24 protein-coding genes are annotated in these 22,359 nt (G+C 39.6%); 18 read left to right on the plus strand and 6 right to left on the minus strand.

Going from position 1 to position 22,359, the window contains the following annotated elements:
* Nucleotides 1-237 precede the first annotated feature (237 nt).
* The gene (locus tag PE36_RS18250) at nucleotides 238-1,170 is read left to right on the plus strand and encodes a KamA family radical SAM protein (protein WP_006033544.1); all 933 of its coding nucleotides are present in this window, start codon (nucleotides 238-240) and stop codon (nucleotides 1,168-1,170) included.
* 204 nt (nucleotides 1,171-1,374) lie between these two features.
* Here the strand turns inward: PE36_RS18250 and yfaE are convergent, their stop codons facing one another.
* The 4 genes from yfaE to ubiG all read right to left on the minus strand — a co-directional run bounded on the left by yfaE (nucleotide 1,375) and on the right by ubiG (nucleotide 6,369).
* Complete coding sequence (gene yfaE, locus PE36_RS18255) at nucleotides 1,375-1,638, minus strand: class I ribonucleotide reductase maintenance protein YfaE (RefSeq protein WP_006033545.1); 264 nt, start codon at nucleotides 1,636-1,638, stop codon at nucleotides 1,375-1,377.
* Complete coding sequence (gene nrdB, locus PE36_RS18260; protein ID WP_006033546.1) at nucleotides 1,638-2,768, minus strand: class Ia ribonucleoside-diphosphate reductase subunit beta; 1,131 nt, start codon at nucleotides 2,766-2,768, stop codon at nucleotides 1,638-1,640. Before nrdB ends, yfaE begins: the two co-directional genes overlap by 1 nt.
* Nucleotides 2,769-2,853: 85 nt before the next feature.
* Nucleotides 2,854-5,127 (minus strand): class 1a ribonucleoside-diphosphate reductase subunit alpha, encoded by a 2,274-nt coding sequence (nrdA, locus tag PE36_RS18265; RefSeq protein ID WP_006033547.1) that lies wholly within the window; start codon nucleotides 5,125-5,127, stop codon nucleotides 2,854-2,856.
* Between the two features lie 543 nt (nucleotides 5,128-5,670).
* Nucleotides 5,671-6,369 (minus strand): bifunctional 2-polyprenyl-6-hydroxyphenol methylase/3-demethylubiquinol 3-O-methyltransferase UbiG, encoded by a 699-nt coding sequence (ubiG, locus tag PE36_RS18270; RefSeq protein WP_006033548.1) that lies wholly within the window; start codon nucleotides 6,367-6,369, stop codon nucleotides 5,671-5,673.
* A 263-nt stretch (nucleotides 6,370-6,632) separates the two neighbouring features.
* Here ubiG and gyrA point away from each other — a divergent pair, with 263 nt between their 5' ends.
* The 10 genes from gyrA (at nucleotide 6,633) to PE36_RS18320 (ending at nucleotide 17,567) form a co-directional block, all read left to right on the plus strand.
* Nucleotides 6,633-9,515 (plus strand): DNA topoisomerase (ATP-hydrolyzing) subunit A, encoded by a 2,883-nt coding sequence (gene gyrA, locus PE36_RS18275; RefSeq protein ID WP_006033549.1) that lies wholly within the window; start codon nucleotides 6,633-6,635, stop codon nucleotides 9,513-9,515.
* A 703-nt stretch (nucleotides 9,516-10,218) separates the two neighbouring features.
* A complete protein-coding gene (locus tag PE36_RS18280; protein WP_006033550.1) occupies nucleotides 10,219-10,740 on the plus strand; it encodes a hypothetical protein in 522 nt (173 codons plus the stop codon).
* 132 nt (nucleotides 10,741-10,872) lie between these two features.
* Nucleotides 10,873-11,121: a hypothetical protein gene (locus tag PE36_RS18285; RefSeq protein ID WP_006033551.1), complete on the plus strand. Its 249-nt coding sequence runs from the start codon at nucleotides 10,873-10,875 to the stop codon at nucleotides 11,119-11,121.
* Nucleotides 11,122-11,437: 316 nt separating this feature from the next.
* Complete coding sequence (locus tag PE36_RS18290) at nucleotides 11,438-11,707, plus strand: hypothetical protein (protein ID WP_157517815.1); 270 nt, start codon at nucleotides 11,438-11,440, stop codon at nucleotides 11,705-11,707.
* A gap of 127 nt (nucleotides 11,708-11,834) precedes the next feature.
* Nucleotides 11,835-12,206, plus strand: a complete 372-nt coding sequence (locus tag PE36_RS18295) for a DHCW motif cupin fold protein (RefSeq protein WP_006033553.1) — start codon at nucleotides 11,835-11,837, stop codon at nucleotides 12,204-12,206.
* A gap of 69 nt (nucleotides 12,207-12,275) precedes the next feature.
* Nucleotides 12,276-13,007 (plus strand): hypothetical protein, encoded by a 732-nt coding sequence (locus PE36_RS18300; protein WP_006033554.1) that lies wholly within the window; start codon nucleotides 12,276-12,278, stop codon nucleotides 13,005-13,007.
* Nucleotides 13,008-13,130: 123 nt separating this feature from the next.
* The gene (locus PE36_RS18305) at nucleotides 13,131-13,529 is read left to right on the plus strand and encodes a hypothetical protein (protein ID WP_006033555.1); all 399 of its coding nucleotides are present in this window, start codon (nucleotides 13,131-13,133) and stop codon (nucleotides 13,527-13,529) included.
* A 574-nt stretch (nucleotides 13,530-14,103) separates the two neighbouring features.
* Nucleotides 14,104-14,544 (plus strand): N-acetyltransferase, encoded by a 441-nt coding sequence (locus PE36_RS18310; RefSeq protein ID WP_006033556.1) that lies wholly within the window; start codon nucleotides 14,104-14,106, stop codon nucleotides 14,542-14,544.
* A 117-nt stretch (nucleotides 14,545-14,661) separates the two neighbouring features.
* Nucleotides 14,662-14,970, plus strand: a complete 309-nt coding sequence (locus PE36_RS24145) for a DUF1272 domain-containing protein (protein ID WP_157517816.1) — start codon at nucleotides 14,662-14,664, stop codon at nucleotides 14,968-14,970.
* A gap of 782 nt (nucleotides 14,971-15,752) precedes the next feature.
* Complete coding sequence (locus PE36_RS18320) at nucleotides 15,753-17,567, plus strand: YdiU family protein (protein WP_006033559.1); 1,815 nt, start codon at nucleotides 15,753-15,755, stop codon at nucleotides 17,565-17,567.
* 174 nt (nucleotides 17,568-17,741) lie between these two features.
* Here the strand turns inward: PE36_RS18320 and PE36_RS24150 are convergent, their stop codons facing one another.
* Together PE36_RS24150 and PE36_RS24795 are read right to left on the minus strand one after the other, a co-directional pair.
* The gene (locus tag PE36_RS24150; RefSeq protein WP_232286612.1) at nucleotides 17,742-18,011 is read right to left on the minus strand and encodes a transposase; all 270 of its coding nucleotides are present in this window, start codon (nucleotides 18,009-18,011) and stop codon (nucleotides 17,742-17,744) included.
* A 98-nt stretch (nucleotides 18,012-18,109) separates the two neighbouring features.
* Nucleotides 18,110-18,283, minus strand: a complete 174-nt coding sequence (locus tag PE36_RS24795; RefSeq protein ID WP_232286611.1) for a phage integrase N-terminal SAM-like domain-containing protein — start codon at nucleotides 18,281-18,283, stop codon at nucleotides 18,110-18,112.
* Between the two features lie 307 nt (nucleotides 18,284-18,590).
* On the opposite strand from PE36_RS24795, the gene PE36_RS18325 reads away from it, so the two are divergent.
* The 7 genes from PE36_RS18325 to PE36_RS18355 all read left to right on the plus strand — a co-directional run.
* Nucleotides 18,591-19,007: a hypothetical protein gene (locus PE36_RS18325; RefSeq protein WP_006033560.1), complete on the plus strand. Its 417-nt coding sequence runs from the start codon at nucleotides 18,591-18,593 to the stop codon at nucleotides 19,005-19,007.
* 139 nt (nucleotides 19,008-19,146) lie between these two features.
* On the plus strand, nucleotides 19,147-19,722 hold the full coding sequence (locus tag PE36_RS18330) for a YdeI family protein (RefSeq protein ID WP_006033561.1): 576 nt from the start codon (nucleotides 19,147-19,149) through the stop codon (nucleotides 19,720-19,722).
* Between the two features lie 124 nt (nucleotides 19,723-19,846).
* Nucleotides 19,847-20,254, plus strand: coding sequence for a GFA family protein (locus PE36_RS18335; RefSeq protein ID WP_006033562.1), 408 nt, complete (start codon nucleotides 19,847-19,849; stop codon nucleotides 20,252-20,254).
* A 90-nt stretch (nucleotides 20,255-20,344) separates the two neighbouring features.
* Nucleotides 20,345-20,971 carry an HAD family phosphatase gene (locus PE36_RS18340; RefSeq protein WP_006033563.1) on the plus strand — a complete coding sequence of 209 codons (627 nt, stop codon included), beginning with the start codon at nucleotides 20,345-20,347 and terminating at the stop codon, nucleotides 20,969-20,971.
* A 100-nt stretch (nucleotides 20,972-21,071) separates the two neighbouring features.
* Nucleotides 21,072-21,542, plus strand: coding sequence for a GNAT family N-acetyltransferase (locus tag PE36_RS18345; protein ID WP_006033564.1), 471 nt, complete (start codon nucleotides 21,072-21,074; stop codon nucleotides 21,540-21,542).
* Between the two features lie 83 nt (nucleotides 21,543-21,625).
* Nucleotides 21,626-21,940, plus strand: coding sequence for a DUF2834 domain-containing protein (locus PE36_RS18350; RefSeq protein ID WP_043994771.1), 315 nt, complete (start codon nucleotides 21,626-21,628; stop codon nucleotides 21,938-21,940).
* Between the two features lie 119 nt (nucleotides 21,941-22,059).
* Nucleotides 22,060-22,359, plus strand: a 300-nt coding sequence (locus tag PE36_RS18355; RefSeq protein WP_006033566.1) for an MAPEG family protein, incomplete at its 3' end; no start/stop codon positions are given.

Below are 22,359 nucleotides of genomic sequence, written 5' to 3' on the forward strand. Positions count from 1 at the left end.
TTAAGTAGTGTAGGTTATTAAGTTCTCAAAAACTAGCGTGGATCACTCCGCCATGCCATGGACTAACTAAACAACTCCATTTTAGCAACTAAATATAAAGTTATGAGGTGCTATAAGATATTGCGAGTGATGCTGATTTTATGAGTGGGTTACAATACCTCTAAAGTTGAGGTGATTCGATTATGGCTGGCAATGATTTAAATTTATATTGTCAAATTTAAGGGAATAATAAGAAAAATGATTATTAAAGGAAATCGAATCAACAAATTTACAAAAAAAGAAGAGATTGAGAATAAAGAATTTCCTTTTAGATCTCCACTGGAGTTTCTGAACATTGCCGACTTTGATGATCCCAATGATCCCATTCTTTTGCAAATAATTCCTAAGTTAGAAGAGTTAGATACAGTAAAGGGCTTTAATTTGGATCCTGTTAATGACTCTCAACATGAAAAAATAACAGGATTAATTCACAAATATCATGACCGAGTACTACTTTTATTCAGCAAGCATTGTCCGATTCATTGCCGATATTGCTTTCGTAAAGGCTATAATTATTCTGATAACAATAAACAACAAATAGAAGCATGGCTGTCATATATTGAAAGTAATCACGATATTGAAGAGGTCATTTTGAGTGGTGGTGATCCTCTTTTTGTTAACTCTGCTACGCTACTCGATTTTGTAACTCGAGTTAGTGCGATTAAGCATATCACTCGATTCAGAATTCACAGTAGAATGCCCGTCGTTTCTCCTTCTCTTTTAGATAAAAATCTAGCTAATCGAATTCGCAGAGCAGCTAAGAAGGATATAGACATGATTTTAGTTATTCATTCAAACCACGAGAAAGAACTAACCGATGAAGTCGTAAAATCAGTTTCTTCTTTCCAAGCAGAAGGCTTTATAATATTAAATCACTCTGTGCTTCTGAAAGGCATTAATGATAATGCATTAACTCTAAAAAGCTTGTCTAGAAAACTCATAAGAATGGGGGTTATACCATACTATCTAAACCTATTAGATAAAATAGAAGGAAGTGCCCATTTCTTTGTTGAAAAGAACATATCTCTTTCTATTTATCAGGAACTACAAAAGATTAGCTCCGGTTATCTTGTTCCAAAACTTGTACAGGATAATGGGAAGGATTATAAAATAATACTAGGTGGAAACTAATCAAATAAATCTGGATTATTCTTATGATTACCGGGGCTGCGCATCTAGGGTATTGAGAGTTGCATTGTATGAGGTAAAAAAATGAATGTTTGGTCACGATATGAAAAAGCCTTAACGTAGTTAATCTCGTTAAGGCTTGTTATTTTTGGGTGTTAATACTCGTTAATGTATATTATGCTGCAACCGTTATATACCCCAGTTACTTCATACAATCGCTGTCACGGCAAGTTTAATATCACTATCTGCTTTGCAGCAACAAGGTAATATCGAACCGGGTGCCACTGTGGCTAACGGATCAGTTGTATAAGTAACCGTGCCGGAAGTTAGTGGTGTTCGGCAAGCGCCACAATAACCTTGGCGGCACTGGTATTCAATTTGATGTCCAGTACGCTCAAGTGTATCGAGCAGAGAGCTATCTTGTGTTGAAACCTGAAAGCTTCCTGAATCAGTTGTCAGCGTAATCGGCATTATAAAACGAATGAACCAATATCTGCGTGGTTGATTTCAGCGTTAATTTGACCAACTAAGTATGAGCTGATTTCTGACTCTTGTGGTGCAACTTGTACGTTATCAGAGATTAACCAAGCATTGATCCACGGTAGTGGGTTGCTTTTCACTTCAAACGCCTTCGGTAGACCAACGGCCGCCATACGGGTATTGGTAATGTATTCAATATAATCAGAAAGAATATCTTTATTCAAGCCTATCATAGACCCATCTTTGAACAGATATTCTGCCCATTCTTTTTCTTGCTGTGCTGCATCGGTAAAGATTTTTTGTGTTTCTTGGAAGCACTCAATCGAGATCTCTTGCATCTCTGGATCGTCTTTACCGTCCGCCATTAAGTTTAGAATGTGTTGGGTACTGGTTAAATGCAGGGCTTCATCACGCGCAATAAGCTTGATTATTTTAGCGTTACCTTCCATTAATTCACGTTCTGCAAAAGCGAAAGAGCAAGCAAAGCTGACATAGAAACGGACCGCTTCAAGTACGTTTACCGATACCATTGCGAGGTATAATTTCTTCTTCACCGCACGCTGGCTAACGACAATTGTTTCACCGTTTACGACATGTGTGCCTTCACCAAGTTGGTGTAGTTGTTGAGTCGCATTGATTAAGTCATCGTAATAACCGGCAATGTCTTTGGCGCGTTTTAGAATCTCTTCATTGGCAACGATATCATCGAATACTTCTGATGGGTCGTTAATAATATTACGAATAATATGGGTGTACGAGCGTGAGTGAATAGTTTCACTGAATGACCAGGTCTCGATCCAAGTTTCTAGTTCTGGTAGTGACACCAGTGGTAAAAAGGCAACGTTAGGAGAACGGCCTTGAATACTGTCTAATAATGTTTGGTATTTCAGATTACTGATGAAAATATGTTTTTCGTGATCAGGTAATTGCTGATAATCAATACGATCTTTACTTACATCAACTTCTTCTGGTCGCCAAAAAAATGATAACTGACGTTCAATTAACTTTTCAAAAATTTCATATTTTTGTTGGTCAAAGCGGGCAACGTTAACATGTTGGCCGAAAAACATTGGTTCTTTTAATTGATCATTTGGGGTTTGGCAAAAAGTAGTGTAACTCATTGGTCATCTCTATTTATACATTAAATTGGCAGCCTAAGCTGCCAAATGAAAGGGTGTGTTTAACTTGGTGTATGTAGTTGATTGTTTAGATCTTACATGCGCCGCCTTCACAACCCTCGTCTTCTTTAACTACATCTACGTCTGATGCACCGTCACGTGTGTTATGGTAGTAAAGCGTTTTTAAGCCGTACTTATACGCTAACATCAGATCGGTTAACAGCGTTGTCATCGGTACTTTTTGCCCTGGGAAACGTTGTGGATCATAGTTAGTGTTAGCTGAAATCGCTTGGTCTACGAATTTCTGCATCAAACCAACCAGTTGTAAATAACCGGTATTACTTGGAATGTTCCAAAGTAGCTCGTAGCTATCACGTAGATTTTCGTAATCAGGTACCACTTGTTTCAAGATACCGTCTTTACTTGCTTTAATACTGATTAAACCTCGTGGTGGCTCAATACCGTTTGTCGCATTTGAAATCTGGCTTGATGTTTCTGATGGCATCAATGCGGTTAGCGTTGAGTTACGTAAGCCGTGTTCTTTAATTTCGCTACGTAATGTTTCCCAGTCTAGGTGTAATGCTTCGTCACAGATCTCATCTAACGATGATTTATAGGTATCAATTGGTAAGATACCTTGAGCGTAAGTTGTTTCATGAAATGCTAAACATGGACCACGTTCTTTCGATAGGTTCATTGACGCTTTTAATAGATAGAATTGAATTGCTTCAAATGTTCTATGCGTTAAGTTGTTGGCACTACCGTCTGAATATTTAACCCCGTTTTTCGCTAGGTAGTATGCGTAGTTAATCACGCCTATACCTAGTGAACGACGCGCCATTGTTGACTTTTCAGCCGCTGGCATTGGGTAGTCTTGGTAATCAAGTAGGCTATCTAGTGCGCGAACCGCTAGATCTGAAAGATTTTCTAATTCACTTAGGTCTTTAATTGCACCAAGGTTGAACGCTGATAATGTACATAGCGCAATTTCACCATCTTCGTCACCAGGGTGTTGCATTGGTTTCGTTGGCAGAGCAATTTCTAGACACAAGTTACTTTGTCTTATCGGTGCCACAGCTGGGTCAAATGGGCTGTGGGTATTACAGTGATCAACGTTCTGAATGTAGATACGACCGGTACTAGCACGCTCTTGCATGAGTAAAGCAAACAGTTCGCTGGCTTTAATCGTTTGCTTGCGAATTGATGGGTCTTGTTCGTAAAGATTGTATAGACGCTCAAATTCATCCTGATCTTGGAAGAATGCATCATATAAACCATCAACATCAGACGGGCTGAATAAGGTGATGTCTTTATTATCAATTAAACGTTGATACATTAAACGGTTAAGTTGCACGCCATAGTCAAGATGACGTACACGGTTTTCTTCAACACCACGGTTATTCTTAAGTACAAGCAGTGATTCAACTTCTAAGTGCCATAATGGGTAGAATAATGTTGCTGCACCACCACGAACGCCGCCTTGAGAGCATGATTTAACTGCTGTCTGGAAGTGTTTGTAGAATGGGATACAACCAGTATGGAATGCTTCGCCACCACGGATTGAGCTACCTAGTGCACGAATACGACCTGCATTGATACCGATACCAGCACGTTGCGACACATATTTAACAATAGAGTTAGATACTGCATTGATAGAATCAAGGCTATCGTCACACTCAATCAGTACACACGAGCTGAATTGACGAGTCGGAGTACGCACACCCGCCATAATTGGCGTTGGTAATGAGATCTTAAAGGTTGATGTTGCTTCGTAGAAACGGCGAACGTAGTCCATACGCACAGATTTGTCGTAAGTGGCAAATAAGCTCGCAGCGACTAAGATATATAGAAATTGTGGGCTTTCGAAGATTTCACCAGTAATACGGTTTTGTAGTAGGTATTTACCTTCTAACTGTTTAATTGCACCGTAAGAGAAGTTCATGTCACGCCAGTGATCAACGAACTCATCCATTTCTGCGAATTCTTCAGCAGTATAATCAGCAAGTAGATGTGCATCGTAACGCAGCGCATCAACATTAAATTTTACGTGATCATAAAGCGCAGGTGGTTCAAATTTACCGTATGCTTTTTTACGTAGGTGGAAGACGGCTAAACGCGCAGACAGATATTGGTAATCTGGCGCTTCTTCACTAATTAAATCCGCCGCAGCTTTGATCATGGTTTCATGTATATCTTCAGTGCGAATGCCGTCATAAAACTGGATGTGAGATTTTAACTCAACCAGTGATACCGATACATTATCCAATCCTTTGGCTGCCCATTTGATCACGCGGTGGATCTTTTCAAGATCGATCGTTTCTTGCTTACCGCTGCGTTTTGTAACTAGTAAATTCTTATTCATTTAGCTGACTGACCTTAAAACAAAGTGAAGAATGTTTCCACCAACACTAGTATTGATATTCTTGTTAATACACAAGATGTAGTGTTGTCCTGTATTCATGCATACAAGATAGAGGGATAATCGGTTTTTGGCAAGTAGCACTAAACTGAACAACTTGTGGATAATTTAGTGAGTTAGTGGCGACTTACATTCTGGCCTCAGTGATCAATTACGGTTAGCAAAAATCAACAGTTAAAGTGAAAAAAAAAGAAAAAAAAGTGTTGCCACACTTGTGTGAGGATCATCAAATAATTTGATTATATTTACAGCTCATTCGTTTAGAAAACTATCACGCAAGGATTATATTCGAATTTTGTGAGGTGGTTGTTATTACAAACAATCCCGTCATTTTGTACACAGTAAGTTTCGTATTACCCATAAAGTGGATAACTTTGTTTGAGAACGGGATGAGGGCTTAAGCTGAATTATTTAGAAGGAGGGGAGAGTACTCACCTAACAGCGAGGGTGCTGTTAGGTGAAAGGAGAACTATATTAATCGTGACATTAATCGATAAGCTGCGTATGTAGCATATAGTTAACGTCAACATTCTCGCCTAGCTTGAACTGGTCAACTAATGGAATGTAATGCAGGCCTGTCATGTGATGACAATATAGACCCGATTGATCAACCCAGTGTAATAGTTCAGAAGGTCGGATAAATTTCTTATGGTCATGGGTACCGTTTGGCATCATTTTTAGGATTTTTTCGGCACCAACAATCATGAACAAGTATGATTTTAAATTACGGTTAATGGTCGAGAAAAATACATGACCACCCGGTTTTACCAGACGCATGCAAGCGTTAACCACAGAACCTGGGTCAGGAACATGCTCTAGCATTTCCATGCAAGTAATGACATCAAAGCTATTTGGCTGTTCTTCTGCTAACTCTTCGATTAATACTTGACGGTATTCAACTTTAGTACCTGATTCAAGTGCATGCAATTTAGCCACATTGAGGGGCTCTTTACCCATATCAACGCCGAGTGCTTGTGCACCGCGGCGAGCCATGCTTTCTGTTAAGATACCGCCGCCACAGCCAACATCAAGAACTCTCTTGCCAAATAGGCCACCACTGCGCTCATCTATGTAATCTAAGCGTAATGGATTGATTTGATGTAATGGTTTGAAGTCACCTGCTGGATCCCACCAACGACTGGCCATGGCTTCAAATTTAGCGATTTCCTGTTTATCTACATTCATACAAAGTCTTCTTGATACGTTAATTAAGGTGAAACTTAATAGGGTGAAAAATAATAAATATGGGCACAGTATATAACGAGAAAATGATTTCAGAAGTATTATTTATGAGTCGGTGAATAAATAATTTGCGAAGCCGTTAATAAAAATCTATTCAACCGAGTTAATTTTCTTATATATTGTATTTGCTGGTAAATATTATGCTAGAATACTTCTCTAAAAAATATAAATAGAAAGCAATTTAAAACTTAGGGGTAAAGGCTTATATGAGTAATTTAGCCACAGGCATCACACCTATCAATATTGAAGAAGAATTAAAAAATTCTTATTTAGATTACGCTATGAGCGTTATTGTTGGTCGTGCTCTTCCTGATGTTCGTGACGGTTTAAAACCAGTTCACCGCCGCGTTTTATTCGCGATGAACGAATTGAAGAATGACTGGAACAAACCATACAAAAAATCAGCACGTGTTGTTGGTGACGTAATCGGTAAATATCATCCACACGGTGATACAGCGGTTTATGACACTATTGTACGTATGGCGCAGCCTTTCTCTTTGCGCTACATGTTGATTGATGGTCAAGGTAACTTCGGTTCTGTTGACGGCGATTCTGCAGCTGCAATGCGTTATACCGAAATCAGAATGTCAAAAATTGCGCATGAATTACTTGCTGATTTAGACAAGGAAACGGTAGATTTCGTACCTAACTATGATGGTACTGAATTTATTCCGGAAGTTATGCCTACACGTATCCCTAACCTACTGGTTAATGGTTCGTCAGGTATTGCCGTGGGTATGGCAACGAATATTCCGCCTCACAATTTAAATGAGGTTATTAATGCTTGTTTAGCATTAATTCAAAATCCGGACCTAAGTCTTGAAGAAATAATGGAATACATTCCAGGCCCAGATTTTCCAACATACGGTATCATTAATGGTAAAGCGGGCATCGAGCAAGCTTACCGTACAGGTCGTGGTAAAGTTCATATCCGAGCGCGTGCCTATATTGAAACTAATGATCGTGGTCGCGAAACAATTGTTGTTCACGAACTACCGTATCAAGTAAACAAAGCACGTTTGATTGAACGTATCGCTGAGTTTGTAAAAGATAAGAAAATTGAAGGCATTAGTGCACTACGCGACGAATCTGATAAAGATGGTATGCGTATGGTTGTTGAAGTTAAGCGTGACGCGGTTGGTGAAGTTGTATTAAACAACCTTTATGCGCAAACGCAAATGCAAGTTGTGTTTGGTATTAACATGGTTGCATTGATCGACAAACAGCCAAAAATATTTACGCTAAAAGAAATGTTAGATGCGTTCTTACGTCATCGTCGTGAAGTTGTTACACGTCGTACTGTATTTGAACTGCGTAAAGCCCGTGAACGTGCTCATATCCTAGAGTCGTTAGCGATTGCCTTAGCAAATATTGATGAAATTATTGCGCTAATTAAGCAATCTGCTACATCTGCAGAAGCAAAACAAGCCTTGATCAGCCGCGGTTGGCAGTTAGGTGATGTGGCTACAATGTTAGAGCGTGCTGGTGATGATGCGGCGCGTCCTGAATGGTTAGAAGCAGAGTATGGTATTCGTGAAGGCTCGTATTTCTTAACAGAAATTCAAGCACAAGCAATCCTAGACTTACGTTTACACAAACTAACAGGTCTAGAGCACGAGAAAATTCTTAGCGAATATAAAGAACTACTCGATGTTATTGCTGAGCTATTATATATTCTTAATACGCCTTCGCGTTTACTCGAAGTGATCACTGAAGAGCTACAAGCTTCAAAAGATGCATTTGGTGACGAACGTCGTACCGAGATCTCGGCAAGCAGCGCAGACATTAATTTAGAAGACTTAATTGAACGTGAAGATGTTGTCGTAACACTATCTCATGAAGGTTATGTTAAGTATCAGCCAATTACTGATTACGAAGCGCAGCGTCGTGGTGGTAAAGGTAAGTCAGCAACGAAGATGAAAGAAGAAGATTTCATCGAACGTCTGTTGGTTGCTAATACGCATGATCATATTCTGTGCTTCTCAAGCCGTGGTCGCTTGTACTGGATGAAGGTATATCAATTACCATTAGCCAGTCGTCAAGCCCGTGGTAAACCAATTGTTAATTTACTACCACTGCAAGATGGTGAGCGTATTACTGCGATCTTACCTGTGGCTCAATTTGAAGATGACAAATTTGTCTTCATGGCTACGGCTAACGGTACAGTGAAGAAAACAGCATTAAGTGCATACAGCAAGCCTCGTGCTGGCGGTATCATCGCTGTTAACCTGAATGATGAGGATGAACTGATTGGTGTTGATATCACTGACGGTACTAACGACATTATGTTGTTCTCTGATGAAGGTAAAGTAGTACGTTTCTGCGAGTTTGAAGAAATACCTGTACTTGATGAAGACGGTAACCCTGTTTTAGAAGAAGCTAAACCTGTTCTTGACGAGGAAGGTAACCCAGTTCTTGACGAAGAGGGTAACCCTGTTTTAGAAGAGGCTAAACCTGTTCTTGACGAGGAAGGTAACCCAGTTCTTGATGAAGACGGTAAGCCTGTTTTAGAAGAAGCTAAACCAAAAATTAAGTTTAAAGGTGTACGTCCTATGGGTCGTACAGCGACCGGTGTTCGTGGTATCAAACTTGAAGAAGGCCAAAAAGTTGTTTCGTTAATCGTTCCGAAGAACGATGGTGCAATCTTAACAGCAACAGAAAACGGTTTCGGTAAACGAACTGCACTTGAAGAATACCCTGCGAAGAGTCGCGGTACTAAGGGTGTTGTTTCAATTAAAGTAAGTGAACGTAACGGTAAAGTTGTTGGCGCAACACAGGTACTTGACGGTGATGAGCTAATGCTTATTACGAATGGCGGCACGTTAGTAAGAACACGTGCTTCTGAAGTATCTATGGTTGGTCGTAATACCCAAGGTGTTCGTTTGATCCGTACTGGTGAAGATGAGCTCGTTGTTGGTTTACAACGTATCGATGAAGTTGAAGAAGATGAGAACGCAGTTGTTGTTGATGCAGAAAATGCAGAAGCAGCAACCGAAGCTCCAGCTACTCCAACGGATGCGACTGATGCAACTGAAGCAACTGATGTTACAGATGCAACAGACAGCGCAGAAGAAGCTACTGAAGAGTAATTTAAGGGTAGTGCAGTGATGTACTTAACCTAGATTAACTTCTATAAGGCCTGTTACTCCTAGAGTAACAGGCCTTTTTTATAACCGGTCTAATGGGCTGACTGTTCCAGCAAAATGCTGACCAATTACATGTGTATAAATGCGATATATTAAACTTAAACATTCATTTACTCTGAGTCCACTTCCATAGAGCATTCCAATAACTAACTTAGACGTGCCAGTCATATTGTGTAATATTTTTGATACTTCATTTGCACTTAGTACAACGGGAACACTCCGTTGTTTTGTGGCCAGTTTGAAGCCTAAATCCCCGTGATCTATTTACCACCCCCCTTAAACGCATCTCAGATCTGATCGATTCAATGAACGGGCTTGCTGACATATACATAACTCCATTTAACTGATGTTATATACAGTGTTATTCATATTCTTGTAATTGCAATCACGGTTTGTCGGAAAACAGTCTTGTTTAGCTTGTTATTAAAAAAATAAGTTAATATACTCAGTCACATAGCGAGTTTTTTATTTTAATTAACAAGACTCAAAAAATAATTTAGAGGACGGCTCGTTTTCCCAGAAACAAGTATTCACGCTATTTGAAGTATAGTCTTAGTTTTCAGTCGATTGATTGTACTTTGTAGTGGTGAATGGATTTGGAAAAACGAGAGGTCCTACTATACAAATGTTAAGTTACTAGGTGCACATGAGTTCTGATATTTTTAGCCTATTTGAGGCCGATACTAAAAAGGAAGTGAAAAAGGTTTGCTCAGAACTTAAGGTTACGAGCGAAGATCTGCTGTATCTAGTAAAACTATCGGAGGCAAAAATAGTCGAGTTTCCTTACTTACACGCTTGCAAGTTTATTGAAGAGACTCCAGAAAATGTTCACCTTACCGAGAAGAACATCCAAGCAATCACAAATAATGGTATTGGGAAATTAGACCGAGATGCTCAGAAGGCGGTGAAGAAGTTATTTCAAGCACCTCTTCAAGTAAAAAGGACTACTGCACACCTGTTTTATCGTAGCGACTATAGGATTTGGCATCTATTTTTCTTTGATCGAAGTGATAGGTATATTAGAGAGAATCACTGGGATTTTGGTAGCCACATACATTATGTGAACTGGCTTTGGCCAAATCTAGAGTGTCAGAAAGTTTGGAGTGAATTTTGTGAAAATGGAAAGAAATCGATTGGTGGTCATGAACATATTCGCTTTGAAAAGTAACTTAACAAGTCACTCAAAAGGACAAATAACAGTTGGTTTTTGCTCCTTCGTCGCTTATTTTAACCAACTATTATTTGCCTCTTAGTGAGGCGTTAGCTTAAATTCGTAAAATTGATTCTGGAGCAGAATAACATGGAACCTGAAAAACGTTTTTGCAAAGAATGTAATGAAGAGGTCGATCATATTGGAGTTATAGTAAAGCCTCAGAATAATTCCAATATGGGAAGAAAGGCAAAGGTCAAAGAGTTTATATCTGCACTTGTTGCTGGTTGGGGTGCTGGAGGCACTGCTGGGTTTATGGAGCTAAGAGATTTGCATTTAATATGTACAAACTGTGGTCATAAAATAATTGAAAGATACCGTGGTGATCTAGATTATTAAATATTAAGCTAACAAGCTGTTAAACAAGGACAAAAAACAGTTGGTTTTGCTCCTTCCTAGCTAATTTTAACCAACTATTTTGCCTGTTAACAGGACGTTATATCTCTTATAAATATTGGTGCTAAATTTGGACTTTAACGAACTGACATACAATGACTTAGATAATTTGGCGATTCAACGTTTAGTATTTGAGGACGGAGATGAACTCACTCCAATATTGAAAGGTCACCTATTTATCTAGAAAACCTTAGAAGCCGCTATTTCTCAAAAATTATCTAAGCCAAGCGCTTTCTTTAATAAACGTAGAACTTTTGAATTGAAATTAGATTTAGCTAATTCAATGGGTTTACTAGAGCACAACTTGTTTTCTGCTATTAAAGCCGCAAATAATATTAGAAATAAATATTCACACAAAGATAACTATTCTGTATCAATCGCTGAATTAAATAGCCTCAAATATAATTGGACTAATGACCAAGCTAAAGCATTTAAGGGTGCGTGTGCTAAAGGCACTGGTGAAGCTGTAAAAATTGCTATGTTATTTTTGTGTTGGTCAGCTATAGGTTTGGTTAAAAGCGATATATAACAAAAACCTAAAGTCCGACAGCTAACACTGTCGCATTTTTTCGCAAACAACAAAAAGCGCAAAAACCTGCGCCAGCATTAACTGCGGCTTAGGTTGGCGTTATGTTTTAAGGAGAGTGTGAGTATATATGGATAACAATATTCCTTTTCAGACTATTGATTGGCAAAGTGTTCCGAAGACAGAGCATGCAGGCACAACAGGTACTGCGTATTGGCAAACAATGCAGTTCGACGGCTTAAGAATACGATATGTTGAATATTCTGAAAATTATAAAGCTGATCATTGGTGCGAAAAAGGCCATATTGTTTACTGCCTTAAAGGTGAGGTTATAAATGAACTCAAAGATGGTACTCAATCAACTCTGAGTGAGGGCATGTCATATATTGTTTCAGATGATCTCAGTTCTCATCGTTCAATTACCAAAGAGGGCGTCCACCTATTAATAATTGATGGTGACTTCTTGAAATTAAAACATAACAAGAAAATCAACAAGGACTAAAAGCAGCGGGCTGTTCGCTTAGCTCCATTTTAGCCTGTTATTTGGGCGTTAAATGCCTAAAGGAATCATGTGCCAAATCTAAGTTTATTTTTTAAATTTGCTCTAGCTTCAATTTGTTTGTTGCTAATAATTTATTTTGTGCATTTTAACGTATCGTACTTTCCTTTTTTATCTAAAGACCAAGCCGACTGGGCTAGCTTTGGTTCATTTTTTGGTGGTACTACTGGTCCACTTCTAGCCTTTCTCGCATATAGTGGTGTAAAGCAGCAATTATTAGAACAAAGACAAACAATAAAACAACAAGCAGAAGATATTGCTTTTGAACAACATATAAATCGAATAAAAGATAGTTTTGAGAGTGTAAACTTACTTTCTATAAATAGTGTAAAACCTTTAGAGAATCACCTTAATATAAACATCGAGACTTGTTTAAGAAGTCGTCTAAAAGACGCCATAGTTATTTCTAACTCTTCAGCAATTTTGAACGACATAATTCATGCATCTAGGCTTATTCAAAGTGCCGCTTTTATTTTTCAGCAATATATCTACTTAATCAATCAGTCGACTAAAAATTTATCAGAACAAACGCCTCTAAATGAACACCGCTGGTGTGCAATTGCAACATGGAGAGAATTTGAGAAAAGGGCTCTGTTAATTAATTTGTTAGCTGTAAAAGCTGAACGAGAGTTACTCAAACCTAACCCTGACTTGTATGAACATGAGCTTAAAGAAATTGTAATGTGTATTGCATCATACGAAAATTGGGAGCGGGACTGGAAAAGAATGGATATTGGGTTTTAGTGTAAACGGCACTTAACAAGTTGCTTAAACGGACACAAACAGTTGGCTGTGCTCGTTCCTCGCAAATTATAGCCAACGTTTTTTAGCCGCTTAGCAAAGCGTTATATTTCAGGGAGCCGTTTCGTGCATAAAATTATTATTTCAGCATTTTTTCTATTATCTTTTTCAAGCAACGCAAATGAAACAGAAGTTTTAACTGTAGATCGTGTGGTTCCAAATAATCTAGAACTTTCGTTTCCTAATGACAGACGTATTAAGCCTAAATCTAGTGATTTTGAACTAGTTAATTATGTGGTGATGAGTAATGAATTAGGTGAGCGTTGGGCTGTTGTAACTGTAAGGAATTCTTCAACGGGAGGACGATCTCTTGAAAATGGGCATTTAATGGCCTTATTTGCAAATGGAGATCGTAAAAGCCCCCTAGAGTTTAAAGTAAATTTTGAGGGTAAAGAAACACAATCAATTACTGTTTCATTTGGTGAAAATAAATTCCCCATATTGACCATAACTACAGCAACTTAAATATAACAAGCTGTTTAACAAGGATAAAATATAGTTGGCTGTGTTTCGTTTCTCAACATTTTAGCCAACAATATTTTACCCATTAACGAGGGAGTTATATTTCAAGGTGCACTTCTTTCCGTTATATGTAGTCAATCAGCTATACTTTATCCTTGGGACGAATAGTGTGATATTAGGCTCCTTGTAAACCGACTAATATCAGTGTAACTCAAGAACTAGTTCCTTTTTCTTGTTCCGAATAACGTCATTTTCCTATTAAAGAAGAGTTATTATTTTTATATTTTTGGCGTTGAAAGTACGGTGTTCGAAATGAAAATATTTACTCTTTCAGCTAATCAAGTGATTCATATCCCCGCATTCTTAAAATACAGATTAAACAACCACTGCCAAAGATATCTAGTATTTACAGTCATCTCGACGCCCTCAAGTCATGATGATAGAGTTGAAATATAACAAGCTGTTCAAGCGGGGCTGCTAACAGTTTGCTAGGTTTTGCTTCGCTACACATTTTAGCAAACTATTATCAGCCTCTTAAATGGGCGTTAAGTGTCTTCATCTATCTACGAGGTTCAGTGTGATCGAAATTGTATCTAAAAATAATATTATGGAAGTATTACCTTTGATTCGTGCTTATCAAGAGTTTTACAATGTCGCTGATATTTCAGATTTTAAAAATGAAGTGTTTTTCTCTCAATTTGGCGAGTCTAACCCTGCGGGTTGTCAGTTTATTTATCGTGATAATGGCATCGTGGTTGGTTTTTCTACAGTATATTTTTCTTACGCTTCAAGTATTATTTCCAAGGTTGCTGTATTAAATGATTTATATACTGTGTCGGGCTTACGAGGTAAGGGAGTCGGTAGAAAACTAGTAGAGCATTGTCATAAATACGCATCTGAAAATAATGCGTCAAGGCTTCAATGGGTAACAGCTCCAGATAATGAGGTTGCACAAAAGCTTTACGACTCAATGGATGCTAGTAAGAGTGATTGGCATTTTTATGCATACAACACTTAACAAACTGTTAAACAAGGATAAAATACAGCTGGCTTTTGCTCCTTAGTCGCTAATTTTAGCCAACTATATTTAGCCTGTTAACAGGGCGTTATGTGAATCAAAATGGAGTTTGAATATATGCTAGAAATTAGACCTAATTGTGAGTGCTGTGATAAAGACTTAGCTCCAGATTCTACTGAAGCAATGATTTGCACATACGAATGCACTTTTTGCGTGACATGTGTAAACGATATATTAGAAAATGTATGTCCAAATTGTGGTGGAGGTTTTGTACCTCGACCTATTCGACCAAAAGTTGCAAGACGTTCAGGTTTAAGTATCAACCATCAACCTCCTTCAGTTGAAAGAGTGCATACCAACTATAGCATTGAAGAACTTAGAGAGTTCTCTGCAAAAGCTAAACACATAAAACCGGAAAATAGGTGATTAATATATTCACATAAATAAGAATAGGTGTCGCGCAGCCGACACCTATTCGGGTGTTGAACAAGCCCGAAGCCCTCTTTATATAGTAAATTATGGATTCAGTTTTGGCGGGTGCTTATCTTGATATTAAACTCAATACGAGCGGGACTGGGATACAAATCGGCATCGATTTGTATCAATTACTTAGCTTAATGTTGATCATAAACCACTTATTCCCTCATTATTTGGTAGCGCCATTATCCTACGATTTACAGGATAAGTTTGAGTTTGACTGTCTTTATATTTGAACGTCACTCTATTATAGGACGTATTAATTATGTCCTTGTCTGGCAACACACTACGATCAAAGTAAGTCGAATCGCACGAGAATAGCCATCAATGGTCGCTGGCCGTTTACCTTGCAGCCTTAAATTGATAAAATGTTGTTCATAAAGAAAATTAAATCGTTGCTGTTGTGAATAATCCATACTGATAGATCCAATAAGGCACCACCATAATGGTGATGCTATTGGTTAGTATGAACGGTGATGGAAAGACTCCGTCGCGCAGCGGTTTCGTTCAATAAGGAGTTTAAAAGTAACTAAAAAAGTTGGTTACGTTTCGCTTCGATTCACATTATCTTTATGAATATGAATATGAATATGAATATGAATATGAATATGTAAGAGCTGTCTATGGGGTTGCTCTGTTTCCGAATATGTAACAAGTACAGATATCTGCACAAATAACGGGTCAGATACAAAGTATTAAAATTTATCTTTACGAGCCTGGTATAAACAATTATGACAAACCGACTGCCTCAGAAAATATCCTCGACTATATCGACGCTCAACGATCTTGCGAAGTTGGCAAACTATTCCCTTATGGACACGCTCAACTGTGATCCTGATGCGACAGAAAACGGTGCCGACCACGTGCCGCGACAAGTCTTCTCGGGGCATTATGTCCCCGTCAATCCTACTCCAATCAAAGACCCTGAGTATGTAGCGCACAGCAAAAACTTTTTTTCCGAGCTTGGCTTCGCCGACAGTATGGTAGAGTCCACTGACTTCGTCCGCATGTTCTCCGGCGACATTTCTCAGGTTCCAGAGCCGATGCGCAAGGTCGGTTGGGCGAGTGGGTACGCACTTTCCATCTACGGCACTGAATACATCCAGCAGTGCCCGTTCCAAACCGGCAACGGATATGGAGACGGTCGTGCAATTTCTGTGCTTGAGGCTGTCATCAACGGTCGACGCTGGGAAATGCAGCTAAAAGGTGGCGGCCGCACGCCATATTGCCGCGGCGCGGACGGTCGCGCTGTCTTGCGGTCTAGTATCCGCGAGTTCTTGGCTCAGGAGCACATGCACGCACTGGGCGTGCCCACATCACGGTCTTTGAGTTTGTACGTTTCAAAAACGGAGACGGTGAAGCGACCGTGGTACTCACAGGGCTCGCGCTCGGAAAATCCCGACATGCTTATATCTGAAGCCGTCGCCATCTCGACACGTGTCGCACCGTCGTTCATCCGCGTCGGTCAACTCGAACTTTTCGCTCGCCGCACCCGTAAAAACGAACACCCGAAAGCGATGGAAGAACTCGAGAAAATTGTGCTGCACTTGATTGATCGAGAATACGCTGTCGCCGCTGACGTTGTCGATAGGCAACTCACCACCCCAGAAAAAGTGGTGTTGCTGGCGCGCGAGTTTCAACGCCGCCTCACGTCACTGGTGGCGAACTGGATCCGCGTCGGCTTCTGTCAGGGTAACTTCAACAGCGACAACTGCGCAGTTGGTGGCTTTACACTTGATTATGGTCCCTTCGGCTTTTGCGATGTGTTTAACCCGTATTATCAGCCTTGGACGGGTGGCGGTCGTCACTTTTCGTTCATGAACCAACCAAGCGCAGCGCAAAGAAACTTCGACATGTTTTGTTCAGCGTTACGGCCGTTGCTGGCGTCGCATCAGGACTGTTTGCTAGCGCTCGACGAGGTTCAAAGTGGATTTTCGAAAGTAATGCACACGCAAATGGACTCGATGTGGGCTGCCAAACTGGGACTGGATCTGGATATCGGCACTTTTAACACCACGTCTCACCAGGCACTTTGCAAGACTCTTTATAAGGAATTGCTCAGCGAGCTAGAAACACTCATGATGCAAACGCCTGTCGATTACACTATCTTCTTTCGCGAGCTCTCGTCGATACCCGACGACATTAGTCCACTCAAGAAAAGTTTCTACAATAATATGGCGCATGACTCTGACCTTAAAAAGAGAGAGTCCAAAGAGATGGACAAGCGCTGGGCAGCGTGGCTCGGAAAATGGAAAATGCTCCTCAACAGCGCCAGTGACGCGAATGCTACTTCGCCCCGTTCCAATGAGGCAATCTCTAGGCAGATGAAGCTCGTCAACCCAAAATACATTTTGCGAGAGTGGTTTGTTATGCCTGCTTATCAGCAAGCAACTGCGGGAAATTACGCCCTAATTCGAGAGCTGCAGGACGTGATGACACAGCCATATGCTGAGCAGTCGAAGGACATGGAGGATAAATACTATAGGTTGAAACCGCCAGAGTTCTTTGCGGTGGGTGGATTGTCCCATCTTAGTTGTTCGTCGTGATTCTTTGGACTTAAAAAAGTAGTGCCAGAAACAACTTAATAGTGAAGGCTAGGTGTCGCGCAGCCGACACCTTATTCGGGTGTTGAACAAGCCCGAAGTCCCTCATTATTTGGTAGCGCCATTATCCTACGATTTACAGGATAAACTTGGGTATTCGCCTCTCGACTCGGTCGTTCACGTGGTCCCAATACATGTCATTTCATGCTGACAGCGAGGACAAATGCGTTTGCATTTGGTCTTAATCGCTTGCTGTAATATCGGCAAGGTTCTAGTTTTCGTTACTTGGGTTTGACTGTCTTTATATTTGAACGTCACTCTATTATCGGACGTATTCATTATGTCCTTGTCTGGCAACAGACTACGATATAAGTAACGTGAAAGATATTGAAGCGCAGGTAGTCCATAGCCAACTTTTCGGTAATCAACTACCCACTTATTTGGGATTGATTAGGGCAGTGATCAATCATCATGATGATTGATGGCATCTAACATTCTAGCTCGCCATACTTTAGCCAACGTAAAAGTGTTAAACAGATACTTAGCTATTCCCATTGTTTATCGAGGGTATAGCGATAGAAAAACGGTAAGCCATTACGAGCTATTTTAACGATACTCCAAGAGTGAGTTTGAATAAGACGGTTAAAGTAACTCTTTAGGTTGGCTGTCGTTAAATAGTCAGGACTACGATCAATGTAAGTCGAAATGCGTCGAATCACACGAGAATAGGCATCAATGGTCGCTGGCCGTTTACCTTACAGCCTTAAATTGATAAAGTGTTGTCCATAAAGAAAATTAAATCGTTGCTGTTGTGAATGATTCATACTGATAGCTCCAATAAGGCACCACCATAAAGGTGATGCTATTGGTTAGTATGAACGATGATGGAAAGACTCCGCCGCGCAGCGGCTTCGTTCCAAAGGCGTTTAAATGTAACTAAAACAGTAGGTTACATTTCGGCTTGCTACACATTACAACCAACATTTTAGTCCGCTTAATGCGGCGTTATATTTTTAGAGAGGATTTATGAGTTCTTATATTGTAGGGCATCTTCCAGAAGATCAGGGTCCTGTAACAAGTATCTATAAAGAAATTCGGAAAGTACCATTTTCGTACACCACCAAAAAGAATGAAGCAGAATTGGCGGCAGAAGGTTCGTATGTTTATGTAATTGTAAAAGAAAAAGAGGGTAGAAAAAATATTTTAAAACTCGCTTATAGCTACAAGTGTACTGAATGCTTTCGAAAAGCAGGTGGTAAATGGCTCGGAAAATTTGATTATAAAAATACAGTGGAATATGAAAAGGATGGCGAACTAAAATTATTAGACCCGCCATTAGCAATAACTGATTCTGATTTTATTAGTTGGTATAAAACTAAAGCTTTAGGAATGCGTGTCATTCCTACTGAATATGAATCCGTGTTGAAAGCTATGTTAGTGTAGCTATTAGTTAAAATATAACAAAAGGTTACACTCTGATTAGATACAGTTTTCACAGTTTTTTGCTAAAAAAAAGGCCGTGAAAACAGCATCTACTTACTCGCCGGTGAACGCGGAGTTATGCCGAAGAGGAGCTAATTTGATGCCTGAACCTGATCCATTGAGAATCATGACATTTGTAACACCGAAAGATCTCGGCCAGTGGCTCAAGGTGAATTACGCCTCTGAAAGTGAACTATGGGTGAAGATATACAAGAAAAATACTGGGGTTCAGAGCGTGACTTGGAATGATGTCGTGATCGAGGCTCTATGTTGGGGTTGGATCGACGGTATTAAGAAGTCAATCGATGACCAAGCCTATCTTCAGCGCATTACTCCCAGAAAAATGCGAAGCAACTGGTCTAAAAGGAACACAGAGCATGCGGAACGTTTGATAAGTGAGAACCGGATGATGGAATCAGGGATCTTGCATATTCGTGCTGCAAAAGCGGACGGTCGTTGGGAAAACGCCTATGTGGTAAGTGAAATGGAAGTGCCCGCGGATTTCCTAGCTGCACTAGAGAGCAATCCGAAGGTGAAACAGTTTTTTGAAACGCTCACTAAATCGAGTCGTTATGTCATCGCATACGGATTGACAAGTGCGAAGAAACCCGAAACCAGACAGAGACGATTTGCAAAATTCATAGGCATGCTTGTCCGCGAAGAAAAGCCGACTTAGTCTTCAAAAAGACGAAAAGACATAACAAGGCTATGCAGCGGACGCCGAAAGCTACGCGTTTTTGTGCTCACTCGCGCAAAACATTCCGCTTTTGGCGCCGCTATGTGATTAATAGGATTCATCAATGATTGGTAGTTGCTTCTGCGAAAATGTTAAATTCGAAGTTAATGGGGTAACCCCAAAACTTTATCAATGTCATTGTTCGATGTGTCGCAAGGTTACGTCATCTACATCAAATACTGCGTTTATTATTCCTAAAGAAAACTTTAAATGGCTATCAGGTACTAGTAATATTAAAACTTACCAGAAGCCAACAGGTTATCGAGTTGATTTTTGTACGTCTTGCGGCTCTACAGTACCAAATATGTATCGCAATATAGAGTTTTGGGTTCCCGCAGGTCTTTTAGATGGTGCCTTAGAATTAGAGGTAAGCAATCATTTATGTGTATCATCAAAAGCAAGTTGGGACGAAATATCGGATAAAGGTAAACAACATGATGGTGTGCCTGAGTTGCATCACATAACAAGCTAATTAATAAGGACAAAAAATAGTTGGCTGTTTTCGTTCCTCAATATTTTCGCCAACAATTTTTGTCTATTATTAGGGTGTTAAGTGAGTAATATGATTCGGTGTGTAATATTTGATTGTGATGGAACATTGGTTGACAGTGAATATCTATGCAATCTTGGTCTTGAATTAAAGTTAAAAGAGATCGGTATAGTTGAATCAGCTGAGGATATGATGGTTCGTTTTCAGGGCTGGAAGCTTGCTACAATTTTAGAATCACTTGAAACTAAGCATAATGTAAAATTTGATGATTCATTTTCACTATCGTACAGGTCGCTCGTTGATGCGCTTTTTGAAAAAGAGTTAAAGCCCTGCATCGGAGTGGAAAAGGCCATTCAACAACTAGATTTTAAGAAGTGTGTGGCATCAAGTGGTCCGATTAATAAAATTGAAAAGGCGTTATCTACCACTGGTCTGCTTAACTACTTTAATGGCAATCTATTCAGTTCTTATGAAATTGGTTCGTGGAAGCCAGATCCAGATATATTTCTATACGCCGCAAAAATGATGGGATTCAAACCAGATGAGTGCGTTGTTGTTGAGGATAGTCCGGTAGGTATAGAAGCAGCGAAGGCAGCAGGTATGCATGCTGTGTTATACGATCCAAACAATAAGCACATGGACTTAAATTGTACAGCCGTAATCAGCGATATGATGGAACTACTAGATGTTATCACTTAACAAAAACAAGCACCGCGATACTCATACCTCGTGTTGTTGGCGTTAACCGCCTCAAGTAAAATATGAGTCCGCTTTAGCATTAAACTTTAAGGGCGTATCAATGAATATCAGAAAGGCAACAATTGATGATCTAGATGGATTGGTTGATTTAAATAAGCAAATTGGTGAGTTTCATTTTGAAAATGCTCCGTCTGTATTTTGCAAGCCGTCAGAAGAGGAGAGAGGATTTCTATTGAAGGCTTTGAATGACCAGGAAAGGCTATTTCTTGTCTCAACCATCGACAAAAAGGTTACTGGCTTTCTTACAGCAACAATTTCACAAAATGAAGTAATACCATTCCTCAGTAAAGAGCCAATTTGCCGAGTTGGTACAATTGTAATTGACCAATATCATAGAGATTCAGGGCTAGGGAACAACCTGATGCTCGAGTGCAAAAAATGGGCATTATCCTCTGGAGCTAAAGAAATAAGACTTGAGGTTATGGAGTTCAATGACAAAGCACTGGGCTTCTATAAAAATCTTGGTTTTCACACCCAATCAAAAATAATGTCGCAGTCAATCTGCGGCTAACAAGTAAAGGTATTAGACGCGAAAATCCGCGCCTATGCTTTAAGTGTTGGTATTTTCACAAAGTCTGCCATAAGGAATTTGGTTTGAAGCTACGAATTACATCAATAATCCTATTACTTCTGTTCACTGGTTATACCGCATTTACGATGTCAATTGCTCACCAGTCCTTGTTAAGTTTTGGTTACCAGTTAATTTCCAGCCCTGATACAGCTCAGGTTGTCTTTGATCTATACATTATGGCATTCTTAGCTATGGTTTGGATGTACCAAGATTGTAAAAAGTTAGGTAAATCAAATATGTATTTTCTACCATTTGCGTTGTTAACTTTGGTGTTTGTTTCAATTGGCCCTTTACTTTATTTAGCTTTAAAGCCAAGTACAGAGCTATCAAAAATATAACAAATTAACAGGGACACGTAACGCTTGCTCGGTTCCGCTTCGCTCCACATTTTAGCAAGCATTACTTAGCCCTTTATTTGGGCGTTGGTATCATAAGTTTCATTGAGAGGTTAGGGTAAATGACAATTGCATATTGGTGTGTATTAGCGGCTGCAATAATCCCATATATTTGGGTGATTACAGCTAAAGCTTCTAAGCCAGGTTTTAATAATAATAAGCCAAGGATTTTCCTTGATGAATTAGAAGGGTGGGGCCAAAGAGCAAATTGGGCTCACGCTAATAGTTTTGAAGCCTTTCCTGCATTTGCAGCTGCAGTAATTATTGGTAGTGCAGTTTCAAATGTCGAACAAAATACATTGGATGCATTAGCGTTACTTTTGTTATATGTAGGCTTTTGCATGGTATTTTTATATCATAGA

Origin of the sequence: Moritella sp. PE36 (assembly GCF_000170855.1) — a bacterium.
Lineage (GTDB): Bacteria > Pseudomonadota > Gammaproteobacteria > Enterobacterales > Moritellaceae > Moritella.